Genomic DNA, 18338 nt, shown 5'->3' on the forward strand with positions numbered 1-18338 from the left:
GGCTGAAATTTAATTCAGCGCGTAACAGCAAGGGAAAATTCGAGTGTTGTTCGGTGGAATGTATACATATGAAGGAGGAGAACAGCGATGTCGCTCCGCATAGCGTTCGGTCTACTCGCTTATTTATCGATGGCCGGTATAACTGCGCCTTCCGCTGATGAAATCTCTCAGTACAGAATGTCCGCTGGAGACGTCATCAGCATCAAAGTGCTTGGCGAACCCGATTTATCCTTCGAAGAGCTTCGTTTGACCGATGCGGGGTCGTTTTCGTACCCGTTCATTGGCGAGGTCAAGGCGAAGGGTAAGACCGTAGCTCAAATAGAAAATCTATTGCTGACGGCACTCAAGGGGAAGTACCTGGTCAGTCCGCGCGTTTCGGTAAATGTTTTGGAATACCGCGATTTTTACATCATCGGGGAGGTGAAACTGCCGGGCGGCTATCCCTATCAGCCCGGCTTGACCCTCCGACGCGCGGCTGCCCTTGCCGGCGGCCTGACGGAGCGGGCATCGGCAAAGCGGATCACCATCATCCGTGATCTGGATCCCAGCCAGGTACCGGTCGAAGCGTCGATGGATACTCCGGTACTACCGGGCGATACGGTGACCATCGAAGAAGGTTTCTTCTAGTGCAGTGGTCGCCGAATGGTGAGCTTCCTTACCCAACGAGCCTGATATGACCAGCAAACCTCCATCCATCGAGCATCATCTGACCGCGCTGACACAGGAACCTGTGGAGGCGGAGCTCAACCTGCGCAAGCTCTGGTTAAGCGTCTGGTTACGCAAGTGGCCGATTCTGGCTTTTATGCTTGTCGCATCGCTGCTCGCCGTACTCGCTACTGTGTGGATGACACCGCTATACCGTGCTGGCGCAACGCTGTTGGTTCAGAGCGACGTCGCGAAGCTGCTCGCCATCGAACAGGCCGATTCGAACGAAGCACTCAATAGCGATTATCTGCAGACCGAAATCGAACTTCTCAAGTCCCGTGTGCTGGCTGAACGCGTGGTTCGCCAGCTTGAACTGGTCAATCATCCTGAGTTCGCGGAGGCGCAGCAGCCGACTTCGGAGCTGCTGAGTACGTTGGCGCATCGATTCAGCCAGCTCTTCAACTCGGTGCAAGGACCTGCGAAACCTGATGGGCAAGGGCAAAAGCGGTTCGATAAGGCCACTGAGAAATTGATGGCAGCGATCACCGTGAACCCTCGAGGCAAGAGTCAGGTCGTGGCGGTTGAGGTGCTTTTGGCTGATCCATATGCAGCGATGTTGGCCGCCAATGCGCTGGTCGATGGATACATCGCTGGCAAGTTCGAGGCGAGTGTAGCGACGTCCGCGACAGCGACTGTCTGGATGGATCACCGCCTCGATGAGCTGCGAAGAAAATTGCAGGAATCCGAGAACCGTCTCCAGGCCTATCGCGAGTCGGAGGGGCTGGTGGACTTGCAGGGCATCGCGACCATCACGGCCACGGAGCTTACGTTGACCAGCGACAGGCTTATCAACGCGCGACGACAGCGGGCTGAAGCAGAGAGCCAATATCGTCAGGTGGAGCTGATGAAGACTTCCGGGCTGGACGGGCTGGCCAGCGTACCGGCGGTGTTATCGGACCCGGTTATCCAGCAGTTCAAGGCGACAAAGGCGCAAGCCGCCGCACGGGTAGATGAAGTCGCGCAGCGCTACGGTCCCGGTCACCCTGAACTGATCGCGGCGAAAGCCGAACTTGATGCGGCCACGGCTAGCCTGAGGACCCAGGTCGACCAGGTGGTTGCCGGCATCGAACGCAACTACCAACTGACGATGGCCAATGAGCAATCCCAGCAAGCGCAGTTCGACTCGAACAAGCACCAGATTCAAGAACTGTCTAGCAAGGAATTCAGGGTCAGAGAGCTTGCCCTCGAAGTGGAGGCCAACCGGGCCCTCTACGATACCTTTCTGGTCCGCTTGAAGGAGACTGTTGCAACCGCTGACCAGAACAACGTCAATGTCGAGATGGTCGACCGTGCGATGGTGCCTGAGCAGCCAGTCAAGCCAAACAAACCTCTGATCGTTGCCGTGGTCGCCCTGATGGCGCTGTTCGTCGGTGCCGGAACGGGAGTGGTCAAGGATGTACTGAATGACACCTTCGGTACGACCGAAGCAATCGAAAAGAAGCTGAACATCCCGGTGCTGGGCATCGTGCCCCTTGTACCCAAGGCGCAGAGAGAGCAGCTGGCCCATATGTATTCAGAGGATACGGACCGCCTGTTTACCGAGACTATCCGGACCATCAGGACCAGGCTAGAAATGGCGAATACCGATCATCACCGACAAGTCATTGTGGTGACATCGGCGCTCCCCGGCGAGGGAAAGAGTGTGCTCTCGGCCAATCTTGCTCACGCGCTCGCCAACATGGGTAAGGTGCTGCTGATTGATGCGGATCTGCGCAAACCGACGCTGGCAAAGAACTTTTCTCTACTAGAAGACAGGTTGGGTGTAACGGACATCGTTGAAGACCGTGCCAGCCTTGAAAGCTGCATTACAACCATCAACGGGGTAGACATGGTAGGTGCCGGTACAGCAGTCCGCGACCCGCTAAGTCTGCTTGCTTCGAGCCAATTCACGTTAATGATCGAAGAGTTGAAGACTCGTTACGACCGTATTGTCGTGGATTCCCCGCCGACTCAGGGGGTCAGCGATGTGATGCTGCTAGCGGCACAAGCAGACACTCTGGTATTCGTCGTGCGCAGCGAAGTCACACCCATTATCGAAGTTGAGCGGGGCGTCGCCCAGTTGGAGCAAAACGCCACGGCAGTGGACTGGGTAATACTCAATCAGGTTGATATTCGCAAAGCCGAAAGGCAGGGCTATCGGTATAGCAGTTATTACGACTACAACCAGTACGGGGGAACTGCGGCTAACTAGGCAGCTGTTGTTATAGGTTTCCTATATCAGGGAAAAGCCCTCGAATAACCAATGGAATAGGCCTGTGAAGCGATATATTCAGAACTCTGCTTGGTTGCTGTTGGAAAAGATAACCAAGCTGGCTGTGGCGTTCGTTCTGATAGGGTTGGTAGCGAACCAGCTAGGTCCGGAGGACTTCGGCGTACTCAGTCTGGGGCTAAGCGTTGCGGCTATCATCTGGGCTGTGGGTAATCTAGGGCTGGATCAGATCCTCATCAAGGAGTTCGCGCAAGAAAATTACTCTGACATCGAATTGCTGAGTACGGCAGTCGTCTGCAGATTTGCAGCGAGCATATTGATTGTCGTTCCCTGTTTCATCTGGCTATACCACGCAACCTCGCTACCGACCGAGCACAAACTCGCCTATGCGATAACGATCGGGGCGGTGCTTTTCTATAATTTCAACAGCTATCAAGCGTTATATCAGGCCAAATCCAGATCATCCCATATCGCATTCATTGGTCTTTCCAGTTTGTGTGTCTCTTCTTTCATCAAAATAATATTGCTGTGGAACGAGTCCGGGCTGATTCTGTTTTCCCTCAGTGCTGCCTTTGATATCGCGATAAATCTCGCGCTCTACACCGTATATCAGACAATCGAGCCGGTGCGGGTAAGGCTTTCAGCATTCAAAGTTTCCTTGCTGGGCGAATTATGGCGGCCAGCGCTGCCGATGCTGCTTTGTTCGCTGATGATCGTCGTCTACACCCGAGTTGATCAGCTGATGATTGCTTCACTTATCGGCATAGATCAGGCGGGGATTTACAGCGTCGCTATTCGTGTTGTTGAAGCTTACGCGGTCGTGCCCATGTTGATCGCAACCGCTTTCTTTCCGTTCGTCTGTAGCAAACCAGACGCGGACAATGCCAGGACCTATTTCGATATCGTCATGTTTTCATCGGTAGTCGCCGCGGCTGCCGTATGGATAGCGGCTCAGATGGCTATCCCGTTCCTGTTCGGGCCCGAGTACATCCCGGCGCTCGATATATTGGGTGTGTCGATGCTTGCTGCGGTGTTCTCCGTCGTCGGCTTCGCCTGTACCAACTATCTGGTCGCAGTGAGCCTTGGTCATTTGCGCCCGATACGGCTGGCGCTTGGGCTGATGCTCAACATCGGTTTGAATCTGGTGCTTATCCCGCGTTTCGGTTTGTGGGGCGCGGCGACCGCAACGTTGATCAGTCAGGTATTCGCGTCCTGGATCGGCAATGCATTGAGCGTGAGGACCTTCGAATGCCTAAGGATGCAAAGCTGGTCGATCGTCACCTTGGGGCTGCCAGGCATCAGCCGGGTGGTGCGAGACCTGATGAGGGAGAGGGTGAATAGGTCCGGATCCTCACAACGGGGAAGATCGGCGTGTATTCGACCAATCGAGTCAGGAGACGTCTGATGCCGGAGATTTCAATAGTCATACCGACCTATAACAGTTCGGCCTTCATCATGAACGCGGTGAGATCCGTATTGCAGGCGGTCGGGGATCTTAGCTATGAAATCATTCTGGTGGATGATCTTTCGCCTGATTTCCCCGCCCTTCGTGCAGTAACGGCGGAAACGCCCTGTTTGAAGATCATTGAGAAGACTGCAAGGGGTAATGCTGCGGAGTCGAGAAATCTGGGCATCTCTGCAGCCGGGGGTGACTTCATATTTCTGCTCGACAGTGATGATGTATTTGCACCGGAGCATATAAAACGGCGGCTGCTCCTTCACCAGCACTATCACTGCGGCATCATGTTCGGGCGCTATCTAGCAAGAAACGCCTACCGGACCTTTGAAGTCAGGCTCCCCCGATTTCAGGGCGATATGTACGATTACCTATTTTGCCTGGGTGGGGATGTCAGAAGCTCGACCATTAGCATCTGCCGATCCAGTTACAAGGGCACCACATTTGATCCTCTACAGGCCAAGCACCAGGACTGGGGATTTGGGCTTCGCGCTGCCAGGAATGGTGAGTCCTTAGGCTTCGATGAAAATCATGGTGCGATCATCGATTCATCGGTAAACGGTGGGCGCATGAGTAACGTTCTCAATATTCCGGCGAGCAAATACTTTCTGTACAGCTACATCAGCGCACCAAGACATATGCGTGGCTTCGCAATGAACCACCTCCGGGTGGTGCTAAAAAACAATGACAAGCTTTCTACGGCCTTTGTACACGACACGCTGGTGCGGGCGCTTCGTGATGCTTCGCTATGGGAGCGACTGAAGTATCTGCCGGCAGTAGCTCTAACCAGCCGGCCCCTGACATTACCGGCAAGTCTGGTGATGCAAATACTGGCAATGGCCCGTGCTTTCACCGTAAAGAGCTACCGAAAGATCACCAACTTTTAGACGGAAAACAGCGATGTCCATTCCGATTATCATCGCGACGGTCCTGCGAAGAACAGGTGAGACCGGCGTGCACACGCATTACCGGACCTTCATAGGCTGGCTTGAAAACAGCGGTCGTGAATCGCCGGAACTGGTGACGCCCTATGATCGAAACAGATGGCTGATTTACCCGGTATTCGCGCTACGCCGTGTTATCGCACCTTTGAGCGGGAGCCTCAGCTTGTGGTGGTACCGCTACTGGCATCAGCTAGCCCTGTTTTTGAATCTGAAGACCATCCTCTCTCACGGACGCGCCTGCGTCGTCTATACGCAGTGCCCCATGTCCGCCCAAGCCGCGCTTGCTGCCCGGGTATCACCGACGCAGCGAGTCGTCATGATTGCCCACTTCAATATATCGGAGGCGGACGAGTGGGCAGGGAAGGGCGTGATAGCGAAAGATGGCTGGCTATTCAAAAGAATCCGGAGATACGAAGCCCAGACGATTCCGCGCGTCGATCGGCTGGTTTTCGTGTCGGCCTTCATGCAGCGAAACATCCATGAGCGGATTCCTCGGGCTGCCGCCGTGAACGGTAAGGTCATCCCTAATTTCATCTCTGCTCCCCGACGGCCGGAAACCCGGCAGGCCGTGAGCGGTGATCTGATCTGCGTCGGAACGCTGGAGCGAAGAAAGAACCAGCACTATGCCCTTGAGATAGTCGCGGCGGCACGACAATCCGGCCATCCGCTGCGATTGACGCTCGTCGGCGGTGGTCCGGATCAGCCAGCGCTGTTGAGAGCCGCGAAGAGCCTGGGCGTCGAAGAGGATGTGTTGTTCACGGGGCACGTGAATAACGTGACTTGCTTGATGGCCAATCACCGCGCCTGCCTGCACGTTTCGCACATGGAAAGCTTCGGCATCGTATTGATCGAAGCGATGGCACAAGGGCTTCCGGTGTTCGCGAGCCGCGTAGGCGGCATGGTTGAGGTGTTCAGCGATAGCGTTGAAGGGCGCTTCATTCCGCTGGATAACGCAAGCAAGGCAGCCCGGATCATTCAGGACTGGATGCTTGAGCCTGAGACCTTACGACAAGCCGGTATCCGTGCCCGAACCCGGTTCACCACTCATTTCGAAACCGGCAGGGTCGCTCAAGCACTGGTTGATTTTCTGATGTCGGATGCGAATGAACCAGACCTCTCTCTACATCCCATAGCCAACATCGAACCTGACCAGCCGATGGGCGCTCCGGTCTCTACTGTCGAATAACGTCAAGCTTCACCCGCGAGGAGTCCGGATGCTGTCGACTAATCTCAGGCCCCGTAACGTCATTGTATTCCCGGCTTTCTGCCTGGCGAGCGCGATCATCGCATCAGCGATCCTCACCCATGCGCTGGACATCGTCGGGTTCAGAGCCATGCCATACGTGCGGCTGGCCGTGGTCGGTGCGGCCATTGTGTTCGTTGGGACGTTTCTGCTTCAGACGCGCATGAGGCCAAGACTGGCGGTTGGGAACCTCTGGAGAGCGGTTCTGGCTCTTCAATTATTGGGGTTGGTTTACCTGGTGCTGGGATTGATCAGGCAGAACAGCCACTTCTATCTGGCTACCGATGTTGTGTATTTGCTGATGTTCTTCTTGACGTTCCTGCTTGGCGCTTGGTGTTACCGGATCGGAACATTCGCATTTTCCTACCGCATCATGCTCCGTGTCGTGTTGGCGCTGGTGTGCATTACTTCGTTTTGCTGGCTGTTCGGCCTACAGGTCGGGACACCGCCGGAACTGCTAGTTCTTTGGGGATGCGTACTGATAATTTCCATGGCGTATAAAAAACACTTCCATTCCTTGGTCTTGTTGCTTGCTGTGGTTCCCCAGATAGCAGGCATTAACAGAGCGCTGGTGCTGGCCGTCGTGGGGGGGTTGGCGATCTTTTTCGTCAGCTCTGCGCTTCTGAAAAAATTGAAGGTACTTAGCATCGTGGCTATTTTCTTAGGTGTCCTCGTCATCGTGCTGAACAGCCTAGGAACATTGGAAGGAAGCAGCTTTGAACGGCGTATCAATGAAACACTTTCGTTATTGTCAGATGGCGACCGCGATATGCCGGTTGCGCTGCAGCAAAGATTCTACGAAGGACAGGTCGTTAGCCAAGATCTGAAAAAAAATACTATGTTGCCGGTTTCGCTTATGTTCGGGCTAGGCGCCGGTTATACACTGGACATGAGCCAAAGTATCGATTCGTCCGTAACCAACAGCCAACTGCTGGGCGAGCAATACACGCATAACATTCATTTTCTGAGTTACGCCTTGCTCGCACGGTTTGGATTGCTGGGTGCGCTGTGTTTTGCTTTTATTTTTTTCACCTGCGCAAAACGATCCTTTGTTCTCTTCAAAAAGCCACCTTCCGATAACGGCACTATTGAATTGCTCGCGAATCTGTTCGTAGTACTGCTCTTCATTTTCTCAGCACCGGCATCGTCATTTCTATTTTCAAGCATGTTGCTTGGCTATTTTTGCGGTATAGCAAATGAGGCACGACTGACAGCGACGCAGAACCGCTTGTTATGTTGACGCCGCGTGCAAACCAACAAGGAGAGAACGTGAAAGTATTGCTTGTCAGCTCATATCGTTCGAAAGGAGGTGCGGCCCGTGCCGCGTCCAGGCTGGCTGAAGCATTGGCCGGAGCGGGCGTTGACGTAGAATATAAAAGCATCTACCCCAAGCAGATGAACACCTGGCAGCGCCTAAATTACTTGGCTCGTGTCGCCTATGACCGGGTGCCTGCTTTGGTCGTCGCGCGAAAGAGAAGCATGTTCTCGTCGGGTGCGTTGCCCAATAACAGACTGATCAGACTAATCAATGAGTCGGATGCCGACCTGGTCCACCTCCATTGGATCAACGGGGGAGGGTTATCCGTGGATGATCTCAAACACATCCATAAACCCATCGTCTGGACGTTGCATGATATGTGGGGTTTCACCGGAGGCTGCCATTACGATGCAGGTTGCAACGGGTTTCTCTCAGGGTGTGGCCGTTGTCCCATGCTTAAATCCGACAACCCAGCTGATCTGAGCGCCCTGGGGGCTGAGCAAAAAGCGTCAGCCTATGCGCTTTCGGAAAACCTGACGATCGTCGGGCTTAGTAGATGGATGGTCGACAGTGCCGCGAAATCCTTCGCGATGCGGGGGCTGGCCATTAAGCAACTTCCGAACCCTATCGATGTAGATGTATTTCGTCCCGAGGATAGATTGCTTGCCAGAGCACGACTTGGCATATCGCTTGATACCCGTCTCATCGCATTTGGCGCAGTCGCTGCAATCGGTGACGATCGCAAGGGTTTTCGACAGTTGATAGCAGCGCTGCGCCTGTTAAACCAGCAAGGCCATTCGAACATCGAACTGGCTATTTTTGGCGGTTCAAGCTCTCAGCACTCTCTGGAAACCCATTACAAGGCCCACTACTTTGGGCATGTTTCCTGCGACGAGCAGTTACGCGATGTCTATAGCGCAGCCGATGTCATGGTCGTCCCATCCCTGCAAGAGGCATTTGGGCAGACCGCAACCGAGGCCATGGCATGCGGGACCCCGGTCGTTGCGTTTAGCGCAACCGGCCTGATCGATATTGTCGACCACAAGCGTAATGGGTATCTAGCTAGGCCCTTCAGTGCATCCAGTCTGGCTGAAGGGATTACGTGGGTACTGGATGCCGAACATAGCGATCAGTTGCGAAACCAGGCTCGATCAAAAGCGGTAAGTCAATTTGCCAATGAACGGGTCGCCTTGGATTATCTGGCTCTTTATAAAAGCTGTGTGTCGCAGACGGCCCCCATTCCAGCTCCGATAGATGTACAACTGGATATACCGCTAAAGCGAGCTATCAAATAAACCTGGCGGCATCGTGACGGTTTATCGGCGTTCGTTGTAAGGCCCTGCGGCCTGTTTTCCAAATTCTTATAAATAACTGACCGTGCACTCCAGTGCGCGACGGGGTAACTATTCCTGCCGTTTGGGTGGGCAAAGAAACGGCTACGGTCTCCGCAAACCCATCGTTTTTTTAAAGTTGACGCTGATGCGTTAACCTGATTTACCCAGCCACAAATAACACAACGGATATGCGCTAACTGAAAAGTTCAAGTGCAGGGGTACGTTTGGCTGTTATTTGCCTTCTAGCCGCAACCAAAGTTCATCCACGCACCAGGCAATCGCCAGGAAGGAGGTATCACGCCCGCTGTTTTTTACTTGCTGTACTCGATTTTGATGTTTGCAATTCAGACCTATTTCAATAACCCGCAATGTGCGGATGCGTTATCGGAGGGGCAAATGAAATATCTTGTTTATGGCATAAATTACAGTCCTGAACTGACCGGGATCGGAAAGTACAGCGGGGAAATGGCTACATGGCTGGCCAAGCACGGACATGAAGTGCGAGTGGTGACTGCGCACCCGTATTATCCAGATTGGAAAGTTTTCCCCGGCCACGCGAACTGGCGTTATGCCAAGACCAGCGAAGACGGAGTTATGGTGATACGCTGCCCACTCTATGTGCCTGCCAAGTTAACCACCGTTAAGAGGCTTCTACACTTGGCTAGCTTTTCGTTTTTTTCCACATTTGCACTCTTCACTAACATTGGTTGGCGCCCCGATAAGATCATACTCATAGTACCAACCATGTTTTGCGCTGCGCAGACAATACTGTATGCGAAGATAACCCGCGCGACCTCTGTATTGCATATCCAGGATTTCGAAGTTGACGCTATGTTCGGCCTGGGAATCTGCACTCGCAAGCGCGCTATGGGTTTCGCTTACAAGGCAGAGGCCTGGACGCTAAGAGCTTTTGATGAGATCTCCACCATATCGGGCGGTATGGTAGAACGCGCTCGGAGCAAAGGGGTGGAAGATCAGCGTCTTAGTCTATTTCCGAACTGGTCTGAAATTGGGCGATTCCAGGGTGTATCGAGATCGGCCGCATTGTTGCTGAGACTGGGCATCAATCCCGACAAAAAGGTTTTGATGTATTCGGGCAATATTGGCGAAAAACAGGGTTTGGAATCGGTTATAGAGGCGGCGCAATTACTGGCCGCACGTGATGATCTCGTATTCATCATCATAGGTGAGGGGGCAGGGAAGAGCAGGTTGGTGGATAGTGTAAGGCGCAAAGGGCTGCAAAATGTTGTATTTGCGCCATTGCAATCATATGAAGACTTACCGGTGCTATTGGCATCGGCTGATTGTCACTTGGTGATACAACGTCGTGGCGCCGCCGACTCCGTATTGCCATCCAAACTAACCAATATTCTTGCCGTCGGCGGCAACGCCGTCATCACAGCAGACCCTACCACAAGCCTCGGCATGTTGTGTAACGAACATCCTGGAATAGCTGCGCTTGTCGAGCCGGAACGCCCGCTGGCACTTATAGAAGGAATTGAAAGGTGTATTAGAATGGCGGCGCCTAACCGGGTCGCGATGGCATACGCAGAGGAGTTTCTGGATAAGGACCGGATCCTTGCGCGTTTTGTGGCTGGCAATACCCTGCAGCCCACCAGCGATCAGGTTGCATCGAATGAGGACGCGTTGTTCGGAGTAAAGGCCAGACCAGCTGAAGCCATAATTGGCTCACGGACTGACACCTTGCTTCCTACAAGAACGGCTTCAACAACCCGTATTCTTCCTCTGGATGGATAGGCCACATCCATAGTTAACGTCCTTTGGGCATTAGCCACCGCGCGATATTGCTGCATCGATGCGGGTTGTCAAAATGGAACAGGACGGTAGACCGCAGGGCCTGGGAATTACATGGCTCGTTCGCATGCAGGCTGCGGTAGCCCCAGAAAAAGTAAAGGTTTCCCGGTACAAGTGCGACTTTTATCGGACGTAGCAAGCCGAACGCGATCGCCCGCGTAACTAACCATTGACTGATACGGTTTTGGATCACAGCTTTTTCGAGCAAATTCAGTAATGCGCTACAACGCAGCTCGCGAATATTCGGAAGCAGCACAAAGCGTCCGCTCTCAGTGCTGTGCTCTGGTATGAAGACCGGTAACAGTATCGTCAAGGTGGTTGCGTCATAGTGGAATCTATTCGATTCGCCGGCGCTGTCTCGTCCTTGTAAACAACGTACGACCGTATGAATTTTCTCTGAAGGCGACGGCACACGTCCCGTTCCGAGGCTATATACGCTCAGCAATAGCCGTTGAAACTCGCCCGAGCCCGCTAGCCGCTCAAACAGTGTTCCGGGAATATCAGGAGCACCTCTAATGGCGAAGCTTCTTTTTTCTCGAAGGTGGGCTTCTTTTTCTATATCGCTGCGGGCCATCCGAAGTTGCTCGTGACAAAGATAGTTCTCGATGAGCGCAATGCCGACTTGGTTCAAGTCATTTGCTAGACGCGACACTGTATCCGCATCAACTTCCATAAAGGTTGGCATTGGCTGGCGGCTCCACGCATCAGGATGGCGTTGGTTAAGCGGATTACTAGAAAACAAACGGGCGACGAAACGATAGCAGGCGATTTGCCCGGCGACATGCAGAATGTTCAGCTTCGGCTGGGTGTCAGCCGTGCGGCAATCCGAGCCGAGACTGAGCCGAGTTACTGCTTTTTACAGCGCTTGCGACCAAGAGAGCTGGCGAGCTCCAGGTCTATCAGTTCGCATAATGCATATTATGTTAAATAGACAATATGAATTCTATGCTCATACGCGCTTTACCCTGGTTCCCGCTTGGCACCTTTCGATTTTCCGGCGGTAAGCGAGACGTATCCACGCATCTGGATCACTGCATCGCTACGTTGGCGGCTTGCTGGTATTCGCGCGGCGTACATCCGAACTCGCGCCGAAACACGGCATGCAGGTACTGCGCAGATTTGAAGCCACAGTGTTGAGCAATATCCACCATCGTCGAATCGGTGTTTTCCAGCCTGCTCGTAGCAGCCTCCAGTTTGAAACGCAGAATTTCGTCATGCACGCTGCATCCTCGGGCTTTGCGAAAATGCGACTCCAACGATGAACGCGACACGCCCACATAGGCCGCCACCTGCGCTGTCTTGATGCCCTGGCAAGCGTATTGGCGGATAAACAACAGCGCCCGCATGACGTACGGGTTACCCAATGGCTGATGCAGGCTCGATAGCTGTACGTTGACCGCATCAGGCGGTATCAGTATGTGCGTGCTGGCCGACGGCACACCGTGCAGCATTTGATGGAGCAGATGCGCAGCGGTCCGGCCCATGGTTTCGGTGCCCTGAACGACCGAGCTCAAAGGCACCCGGGTCAGGCTGCGTGTCAGCGGGTCGTTGTCGATACCGATCAACGCCACTTGCTCCGGCACTGTGATCCCGGCGGTCAGGCAGGCTTGCAGCAACTGCCGGGCGCGAGCATCCGTCACGGCGATGATGCCAATGGGTTTGGGCAGGCTTTGCAGCCAGGCGATCTGCTGTTCGACGGCGCTGTCCCAAAGCGGCGCGCTGGTACCCATTCCGCGATAGACCTCGGCATGCAAGCCATCGCGTTTCATCAATTGGCAAAACACCTTTTCTCGTTCCTGCGCCCAACGATTGGCCTGTGCTTCAGGCAGGCTGAAGCAGGCAAAACGCCTCAGCCCGGCCTCGATCAGGTGCTCGTATGCCAGCGTTATCAACGCTTTGTTATCGGTGGCGACGTACGGAATACCCGTCGGATAAGCGCGCTCGTCCTGATAGGAACCGCCTACCGCCACAACGGGCACCTTGATGTCGGACACCGCCTCGCCAATCATCGGATCATCGAAGTCGGCGATGATCCCGTCCCCCTGCCAGCGCTCGATCCCTTTCAGCCGACAGTGGAAATCCTCCTCGAGAAACAGATCCCAGGATGCTCGAGTGCTGCTCAAGTAGTTACCGATGCCGCTGATGATGCCGCGGTCGTAGATCTTGCTGCCGTTGAACAGCAGAGCAATACGGTGAACGAGCGGTACGGTTTTCATTGTTCTTGTCCTGAGCCGTTCAGTCCCTAAGCGGTAGTAAAGGCTAGGTCAAAATCGAACCCTGGGTTGGTGACTTTCGTACTAATTACCCATAGGGCCGTTGCTAGTATCGGGACACCGCCAAGAACAAAAGGACATTGCAAGTGCCCTACTTCCCCGATGTCGAAAAGATTCGCTATCAAGGCACCGCCAGCGATTCGCCCCTAGCTTTCCGCTACTACGATGCCGACAAGCTCATCCTCGGCAAACCCATGCGTGAGCATCTGCGCATGGCGGTCTGTTATTGGCACAGCTTCGTCTGGCCAGGCTCCGATGTGTTCGGAGCTGGTACGTTCAAGCGTCCGTGGCAGCAGCTTGCAGATCCGATGGAAATGGCGATGGGTAAGGCGGAGGCTGCATTCGAGTTCTTCTCCAAACTCGGAATCGACTACTACTGCTTCCACGACACGGATGTTGCCCCGGAAGGCAACTCGCTCAAGGAGTACCGCAACCACTTCGCGCAGATGATCGACCATCTGGAACGCCATCAGGAAGAAAGCGGAATCAAGTTGTTGTGGGGTACCGCCAATTGCTTCAGCAACCCACGCTTTGCCGCCGGCGCCGCCAGCAATCCTGATCCGGAAGTGTTCGCCTGCACCGCCGCTCAGGTGTTTAGCGCCATGAACGCCACTCAACGCCTCAACGGATCGAACTACGTGTTGTGGGGCGGCCGTGAAGGCTACGAAACCCTGCTCAACACCGACTTGAAACGCGAACGCGAGCAACTGGGCCGGTTCATGCGCATGGCGGTCGAGCACAAGCACAAGATCGGTTTCAAGGGCGACCTGCTGATCGAGCCCAAGCCCCAGGAGCCAACCAAGCATCAGTACGACTACGACAGCGCCACCGTATTCGGCTTCTTGCATCAGTTCGGCCTGGAAAACGAAATCAAGGTCAACATCGAGGCCAACCACGCGACCCTCGCGGGCCATAGCTTCCATCACGAAATCGCAACGGCAGTTTCGTTGGGGATTTTCGGGAGCATCGACGCCAACCGCGGTGATCCACAGAACGGCTGGGATACCGATCAGTTTCCCAACAGCGTCGAAGGAATGACCCTGGCCATCTATGAAATTCTCAAAGCCGGTGGCTTCCAGAATGGCGGGTTCAACTTCGACGCCAAGGTGCGTCGGCAGAGCCTCGACGAGGTCGATCTGTTCTATGGTCACGTCGCCGCGATGGATGTCCTCGCCCTGTCCCTGGAGCGCGCGGCAGCCATGGTGCAGAACGACCGACTCCAGCAGCTAAAGGATCAACGCTACGCCGGCTGGCAGCAGCCGTTTGGACAGGCAGTGCTGGCGGGCGAGTTCAGCCTCGAATCGTTGGCCGAACATGCTTTCGCCAACGAACTGAATCCGCAGGCAGTAAGCGGTCGTCAGGAGATGCTCGAAAACGTGGTCAACCAGTTCATCTACCCCTGACAGCACCCGGTCGGCGTCACGCGGTTACATTCTCGCGACAATTCGTTACTCGCGGCGCCGTTCGACTTTCTACTGTTCTATAGCACCCCAATCGTCAGGCAGTGTCTCCAACAACAATAAAAGGACGCACCACCATGAAAACAGTAACGCGCATGCTCCTCGCCGGGGCCCTCGCCCTCTTCTCGCTCCCTCTGTTGGCCGATCCCGCCAACCCGAAAATCGGCTTTTCCATCGATGACCTGCGCCTGGAGCGCTGGGCTCGGGACCGTGACTACTTCGTCGCGGCAGCCGAGGAAATGGGCGCCAAAGTCTACGTTCAGTCGGCCGACGCCAATGAGCAGAAGCAGATCTCGCAGATCGAAAACCTCATCTCTCGCGGTGTCGATGTGGTCGTCATCGTGCCGTTCAACGCAACCGTGCTGACCAACGCCGTAGCCGAAGCCAAACGAGCCGGGATCAAGGTGGTCTCCTACGACCGGCTGATTCTGAACGCCGATATAGACGCGTACATCTCATTCGACAACGAAAAGGTCGGTGAACTGCAGGCCCAGGGCGTGCTGCAGGCGGCACCCAAGGGCAACTACTTCCTCCTCGGTGGCGCCCCCACGGACAACAACGCCAAAGTGCTGCGTGAAGGACAGATGAAGGTCTTGCAGCCGGCGATCGACAAGGGCGACGTCAAGATCGTCGGGCAACAGTGGGTCAAGGAATGGAGCCCGACCGAAGCGCTCAGCATCGTTGAAAACGCCCTTACCCGAAACGACAACAAGATCGATGGCATCGTCGCCTCCAATGACGCCACGGCAGGGGGCGCTATCCAGGCGCTGGCGGCGCAGAAGCTGGCCGGCAAGGTGCCAATTTCCGGCCAGGATGCCGACCTGGCGGCGGTCAAGCGGGTAATCGGAGGCACCCAGACCATGACCGTCTACAAGCCGCTGAAACTGATCGCCTCGGAAGCCGCCAAGCTCTCGGTGCAGCTGGCACGCAACGAGAAGCCTGCTTACAGCTCCCAGCTCGACAACGGCGCCAAGCAAGTCGACACCATCCTGCTCACCCCTACTCTGTTGACGCGCGACAACATCGATCTGCTGGAAAAGGACGGCTTCTACACCAAGGCACAGATCGCCGGGCAATGATCGTCGAGCTGAGCAGACTCGACTGACGACCCGACCGCGACCCACGTGGATTGGCAGGTGCCCTCCTGCCGCTCCCCGCCCGTTGCTTATCTGTGAGTACCTCCCGTGACCGATTACCTGCTGCAAATGGACGGCATCGTCAAAGCCTTCAACGGTGTCAAAGCCCTTAACGGCATCGATATCAAGATCAAGCCTGGCGAATGCGTCGGCCTGTGCGGTGAGAATGGCGCCGGCAAGTCCACGCTGATGAAAGTGCTCTCGGGCGTCTATCCCTACGGCACCTGGGACGGTGAAATTCGCTGGGACGGTCAGCCGCTCCGGGCGAAATCAATCAACGAAACCGAAGCGGCCGGAATCGTCATCATCCATCAGGAGCTGACGCTGGTTCCGGACCTGTCGGTGGTCGAAAACATCTTCATGGGCCACGAGCTGACCCTGCCCGGCGGGCGCATGAACTATCCGGCGATGATCCACCGCGCCGAAGCCCTGATGCGTGAACTCAAGGTGCCAGACATGAACGTCTCGCTGCCGGTGTCGCAGTACGGCGGTGGCTACCAGCAGCTGGTGGAAATCGCCAAGGCATTGAACAAGCAAGCGCGGCTGCTGATCCTCGACGAGCCTTCATCCGCCCTCACCCGCTCGGAAATCGAGGTGTTGCTGGACATCATCCGCGACCTCAAGGCCAAGGGCGTAGCCTGCGTCTATATCTCCCACAAACTCGACGAAGTGGCGGCCGTGTGCGACACCATTTCGGTGATCCGCGACGGCCAACACATCGCAACGACCGCCATGGCGGACATGGATATTCCGAAAATCATCGCCCAGATGGTGGGACGGGAGATGAGCAACCTCTACCCCACCGATCCCCACGACATCGGCGAGGTGATCTTCGAGGCGCGCCACGTCACCTGCTATGACGTCGACAACCCCAAGCGCAAACGGGTCGATGACATTTCCTTCGTTCTCAAGCGCGGGGAAATCCTCGGCATCGCCGGGCTGGTCGGTGCCGGCCGCACGGAGCTGGTGTCGGCGCTTTTCGGCTCCTATCCGGGCCGGTACGAAGCGGAAGTCCTGCTAGAGGGCAAGCCTATCGACACCCGCACGCCACTCAAGTCCATCCGCGCCGGGCTGTGCATGGTTCCCGAAGACCGCAAGCGCCAAGGCATCGTCCCGGACCTGAGCGTCGGCCAGAACATCACCCTGGCGGTGCTGAAAAACTACGCGAGGATGACCCGCATTGATGCCGAAGCCGAACTGAGCAGCATCGACAAGGAAATCGCGCGCATGCACCTCAAGACCGCGAGCCCATTTCTGCCGATCACCAGCCTCTCCGGCGGCAATCAGCAAAAGGCCGTGTTGGCCAAGATGCTTCTGACCCGGCCCCGCGTGCTGATTCTCGACGAACCCACCCGCGGGGTCGACGTTGGCGCCAAGTACGAGATCTACAAGCTGATGGGCGCGCTGGCGGCCGAAGGTGTGTCGATCATCATGGTGTCCTCGGAGCTGGCCGAAGTGCTCGGCGTTTCCGATCGTGTCCTGGTGATCGGCGAAGGTCAGTTGCGCGGTGACTTCGTTAATCACGAACTCACCCAGGAACAGGTGCTCGCCGCCGCGCTCAGCCAACCCGCTGGCTATCACAACACTGACCGGAAGTCGGCGTAGATGAATAACGTCAAACAATTCTTCACCCGCTACAAGATGCTCGCGCTGGTGATCGCGGTAACCGTTATCTGGTTGTTCTTCGGTTGGCAAACCGAGGGCGGGTTTCTGACCCCGCGCAACCTCTCCAACCTGCTGCGGCAGATGTCGATCACCGGAATTCTCGCCTGCGGCATGGTGCTGGTGATTAGGGGGTCATGCCGAGATATAAGGAAAATTCACTCACTTCGCACGTAACGTGTTGATGCCAAGAGAATTTACCAAGTCGACCGCACAGCCTCTGATCGTGGACTATCTTTTCTGACTCCTCAGAAAAGGAGTTCCTATGGCTTCATTAGAGCGTACGGCGTATCCCACTCTGCCAAAGGCGTATTCAAAAGCTGAGCTGCAGCGTGATTTTTCGTTCTCAGATGATGAGATTAAGTGGGTACGAAGCAAGTCCAAGGCCCCCTTTCACCTCAATCTCGCCGTTCTCCTAAAAACCTTTCAGGTGCTCCGATATTTTCCTGATATCACCGACGTACCTATTCAACTGGTGGACTTCATTCGCGGAGAGTTGGGTCAGCGTAGCAAGGTGAAACTCGCGGAATACAAGTGGTTCCAACAATATCGCCACATGAACGCGATCCGAGCTCGCCTCGGTGTGACGGCATTCTACGGCTCTGATGCCATGGAGCTCGCCGAGCGGCATGCCAAAGCAATGTCGTTTGTGCTTGACCAACGCGCCGACATCATCAACTCCGTAATCGAAGAGCTGATCAGCCAGGATTATGAGCTCCCTGCGTACTCGACCCTGAATGATCTCGCTGAGCGAATTCATGCCGAATCCCAAGAGGCAATATTCAACCTCGTAGTAACCAGAACGCCAGTCGAGGTGATCCACAAGTTAAAGGATCTGCTCGA

Annotated in this window: 14 protein-coding genes and 1 pseudogene; 13 read left to right on the plus strand and 2 right to left on the minus strand. The window is 55.2% G+C overall.

Going from position 1 to position 18338, the window contains the following annotated elements:
- Positions 1-129 precede the first annotated feature (129 nt).
- The 8 genes from DQ405_RS20975 to DQ405_RS21010 all read left to right on the plus strand — a co-directional run bounded on the left by DQ405_RS20975 (position 130) and on the right by DQ405_RS21010 (position 10907).
- Complete coding sequence (locus DQ405_RS20975; RefSeq protein ID WP_446730904.1) at positions 130-627, plus strand: polysaccharide biosynthesis/export family protein; 498 nt, start codon at positions 130-132, stop codon at positions 625-627.
- A 46-nt stretch (positions 628-673) separates the two neighbouring features.
- A complete protein-coding gene (locus DQ405_RS20980) occupies positions 674-2896 on the plus strand; it encodes a GumC family protein (RefSeq protein ID WP_168425971.1) in 2223 nt (740 codons plus the stop codon).
- Positions 2897-2960: 64 nt separating this feature from the next.
- Positions 2961-4319: an oligosaccharide flippase family protein gene (locus DQ405_RS28330; protein ID WP_168425972.1), complete on the plus strand. Its 1359-nt coding sequence runs from the start codon at positions 2961-2963 to the stop codon at positions 4317-4319.
- Complete coding sequence (locus DQ405_RS20990) at positions 4319-5257, plus strand: glycosyltransferase family 2 protein (protein ID WP_168425973.1); 939 nt, start codon at positions 4319-4321, stop codon at positions 5255-5257. The genes DQ405_RS28330 and DQ405_RS20990 overlap by 1 nt, the downstream gene beginning before the upstream one ends.
- 13 nt (positions 5258-5270) lie before the next feature.
- On the plus strand, positions 5271-6500 hold the full coding sequence (locus DQ405_RS20995) for a glycosyltransferase family 4 protein (protein WP_168425974.1): 1230 nt from the start codon (positions 5271-5273) through the stop codon (positions 6498-6500).
- Positions 6501-6528: 28 nt separating this feature from the next.
- A complete protein-coding gene (locus DQ405_RS21000) occupies positions 6529-7797 on the plus strand; it encodes a hypothetical protein (protein WP_168425975.1) in 1269 nt (422 codons plus the stop codon).
- A 29-nt stretch (positions 7798-7826) separates the two neighbouring features.
- A complete protein-coding gene (locus DQ405_RS21005; RefSeq protein WP_168425976.1) occupies positions 7827-9110 on the plus strand; it encodes a glycosyltransferase in 1284 nt (427 codons plus the stop codon).
- Positions 9111-9545: 435 nt separating this feature from the next.
- Positions 9546-10907, plus strand: coding sequence for a glycosyltransferase WbuB (locus DQ405_RS21010; protein WP_168425977.1), 1362 nt, complete (start codon positions 9546-9548; stop codon positions 10905-10907).
- Positions 10908-10920: 13 nt separating this feature from the next.
- On the opposite strand, the gene DQ405_RS21015 is transcribed toward DQ405_RS21010, so the two are convergent.
- Positions 10921-11649: a hypothetical protein gene (locus DQ405_RS21015; protein WP_168425978.1), complete on the minus strand. Its 729-nt coding sequence runs from the start codon at positions 11647-11649 to the stop codon at positions 10921-10923.
- 343 nt (positions 11650-11992) lie between these two features.
- The gene (locus DQ405_RS21020; RefSeq protein ID WP_168425979.1) at positions 11993-13180 is read right to left on the minus strand and encodes a XylR family transcriptional regulator; all 1188 of its coding nucleotides are present in this window, start codon (positions 13178-13180) and stop codon (positions 11993-11995) included.
- A 143-nt stretch (positions 13181-13323) separates the two neighbouring features.
- Between DQ405_RS21020 and xylA the strand changes: the two genes are divergently transcribed.
- The 5 genes and pseudogenes from xylA to DQ405_RS21045 form a co-directional block, all read left to right on the plus strand.
- Entirely contained in the window at positions 13324-14640 is a 1317-nt protein-coding gene (xylA, locus tag DQ405_RS21025; RefSeq protein ID WP_168425980.1) for a xylose isomerase, read from the plus strand.
- A gap of 134 nt (positions 14641-14774) precedes the next feature.
- Positions 14775-15776, plus strand: coding sequence for a D-xylose ABC transporter substrate-binding protein (gene xylF / locus DQ405_RS21030; protein ID WP_168425981.1), 1002 nt, complete (start codon positions 14775-14777; stop codon positions 15774-15776).
- A 105-nt stretch (positions 15777-15881) separates the two neighbouring features.
- Positions 15882-17438 (plus strand): D-xylose ABC transporter ATP-binding protein, encoded by a 1557-nt coding sequence (gene xylG / locus DQ405_RS21035; protein ID WP_168425982.1) that lies wholly within the window; start codon positions 15882-15884, stop codon positions 17436-17438.
- Positions 17439-17624 (plus strand): annotated as a pseudogene (locus tag DQ405_RS21040) (sugar ABC transporter permease); the annotation flags it as partial.
- 136 nt (positions 17625-17760) lie between these two features.
- A partial coding sequence (locus tag DQ405_RS21045; RefSeq protein ID WP_168425983.1) for a DUF4158 domain-containing protein occupies positions 17761-18338 on the plus strand: 578 nt, incomplete at its 3' end.

The sequence above is a fragment of the Pseudomonas sp. SST3 genome (assembly GCF_003325755.1).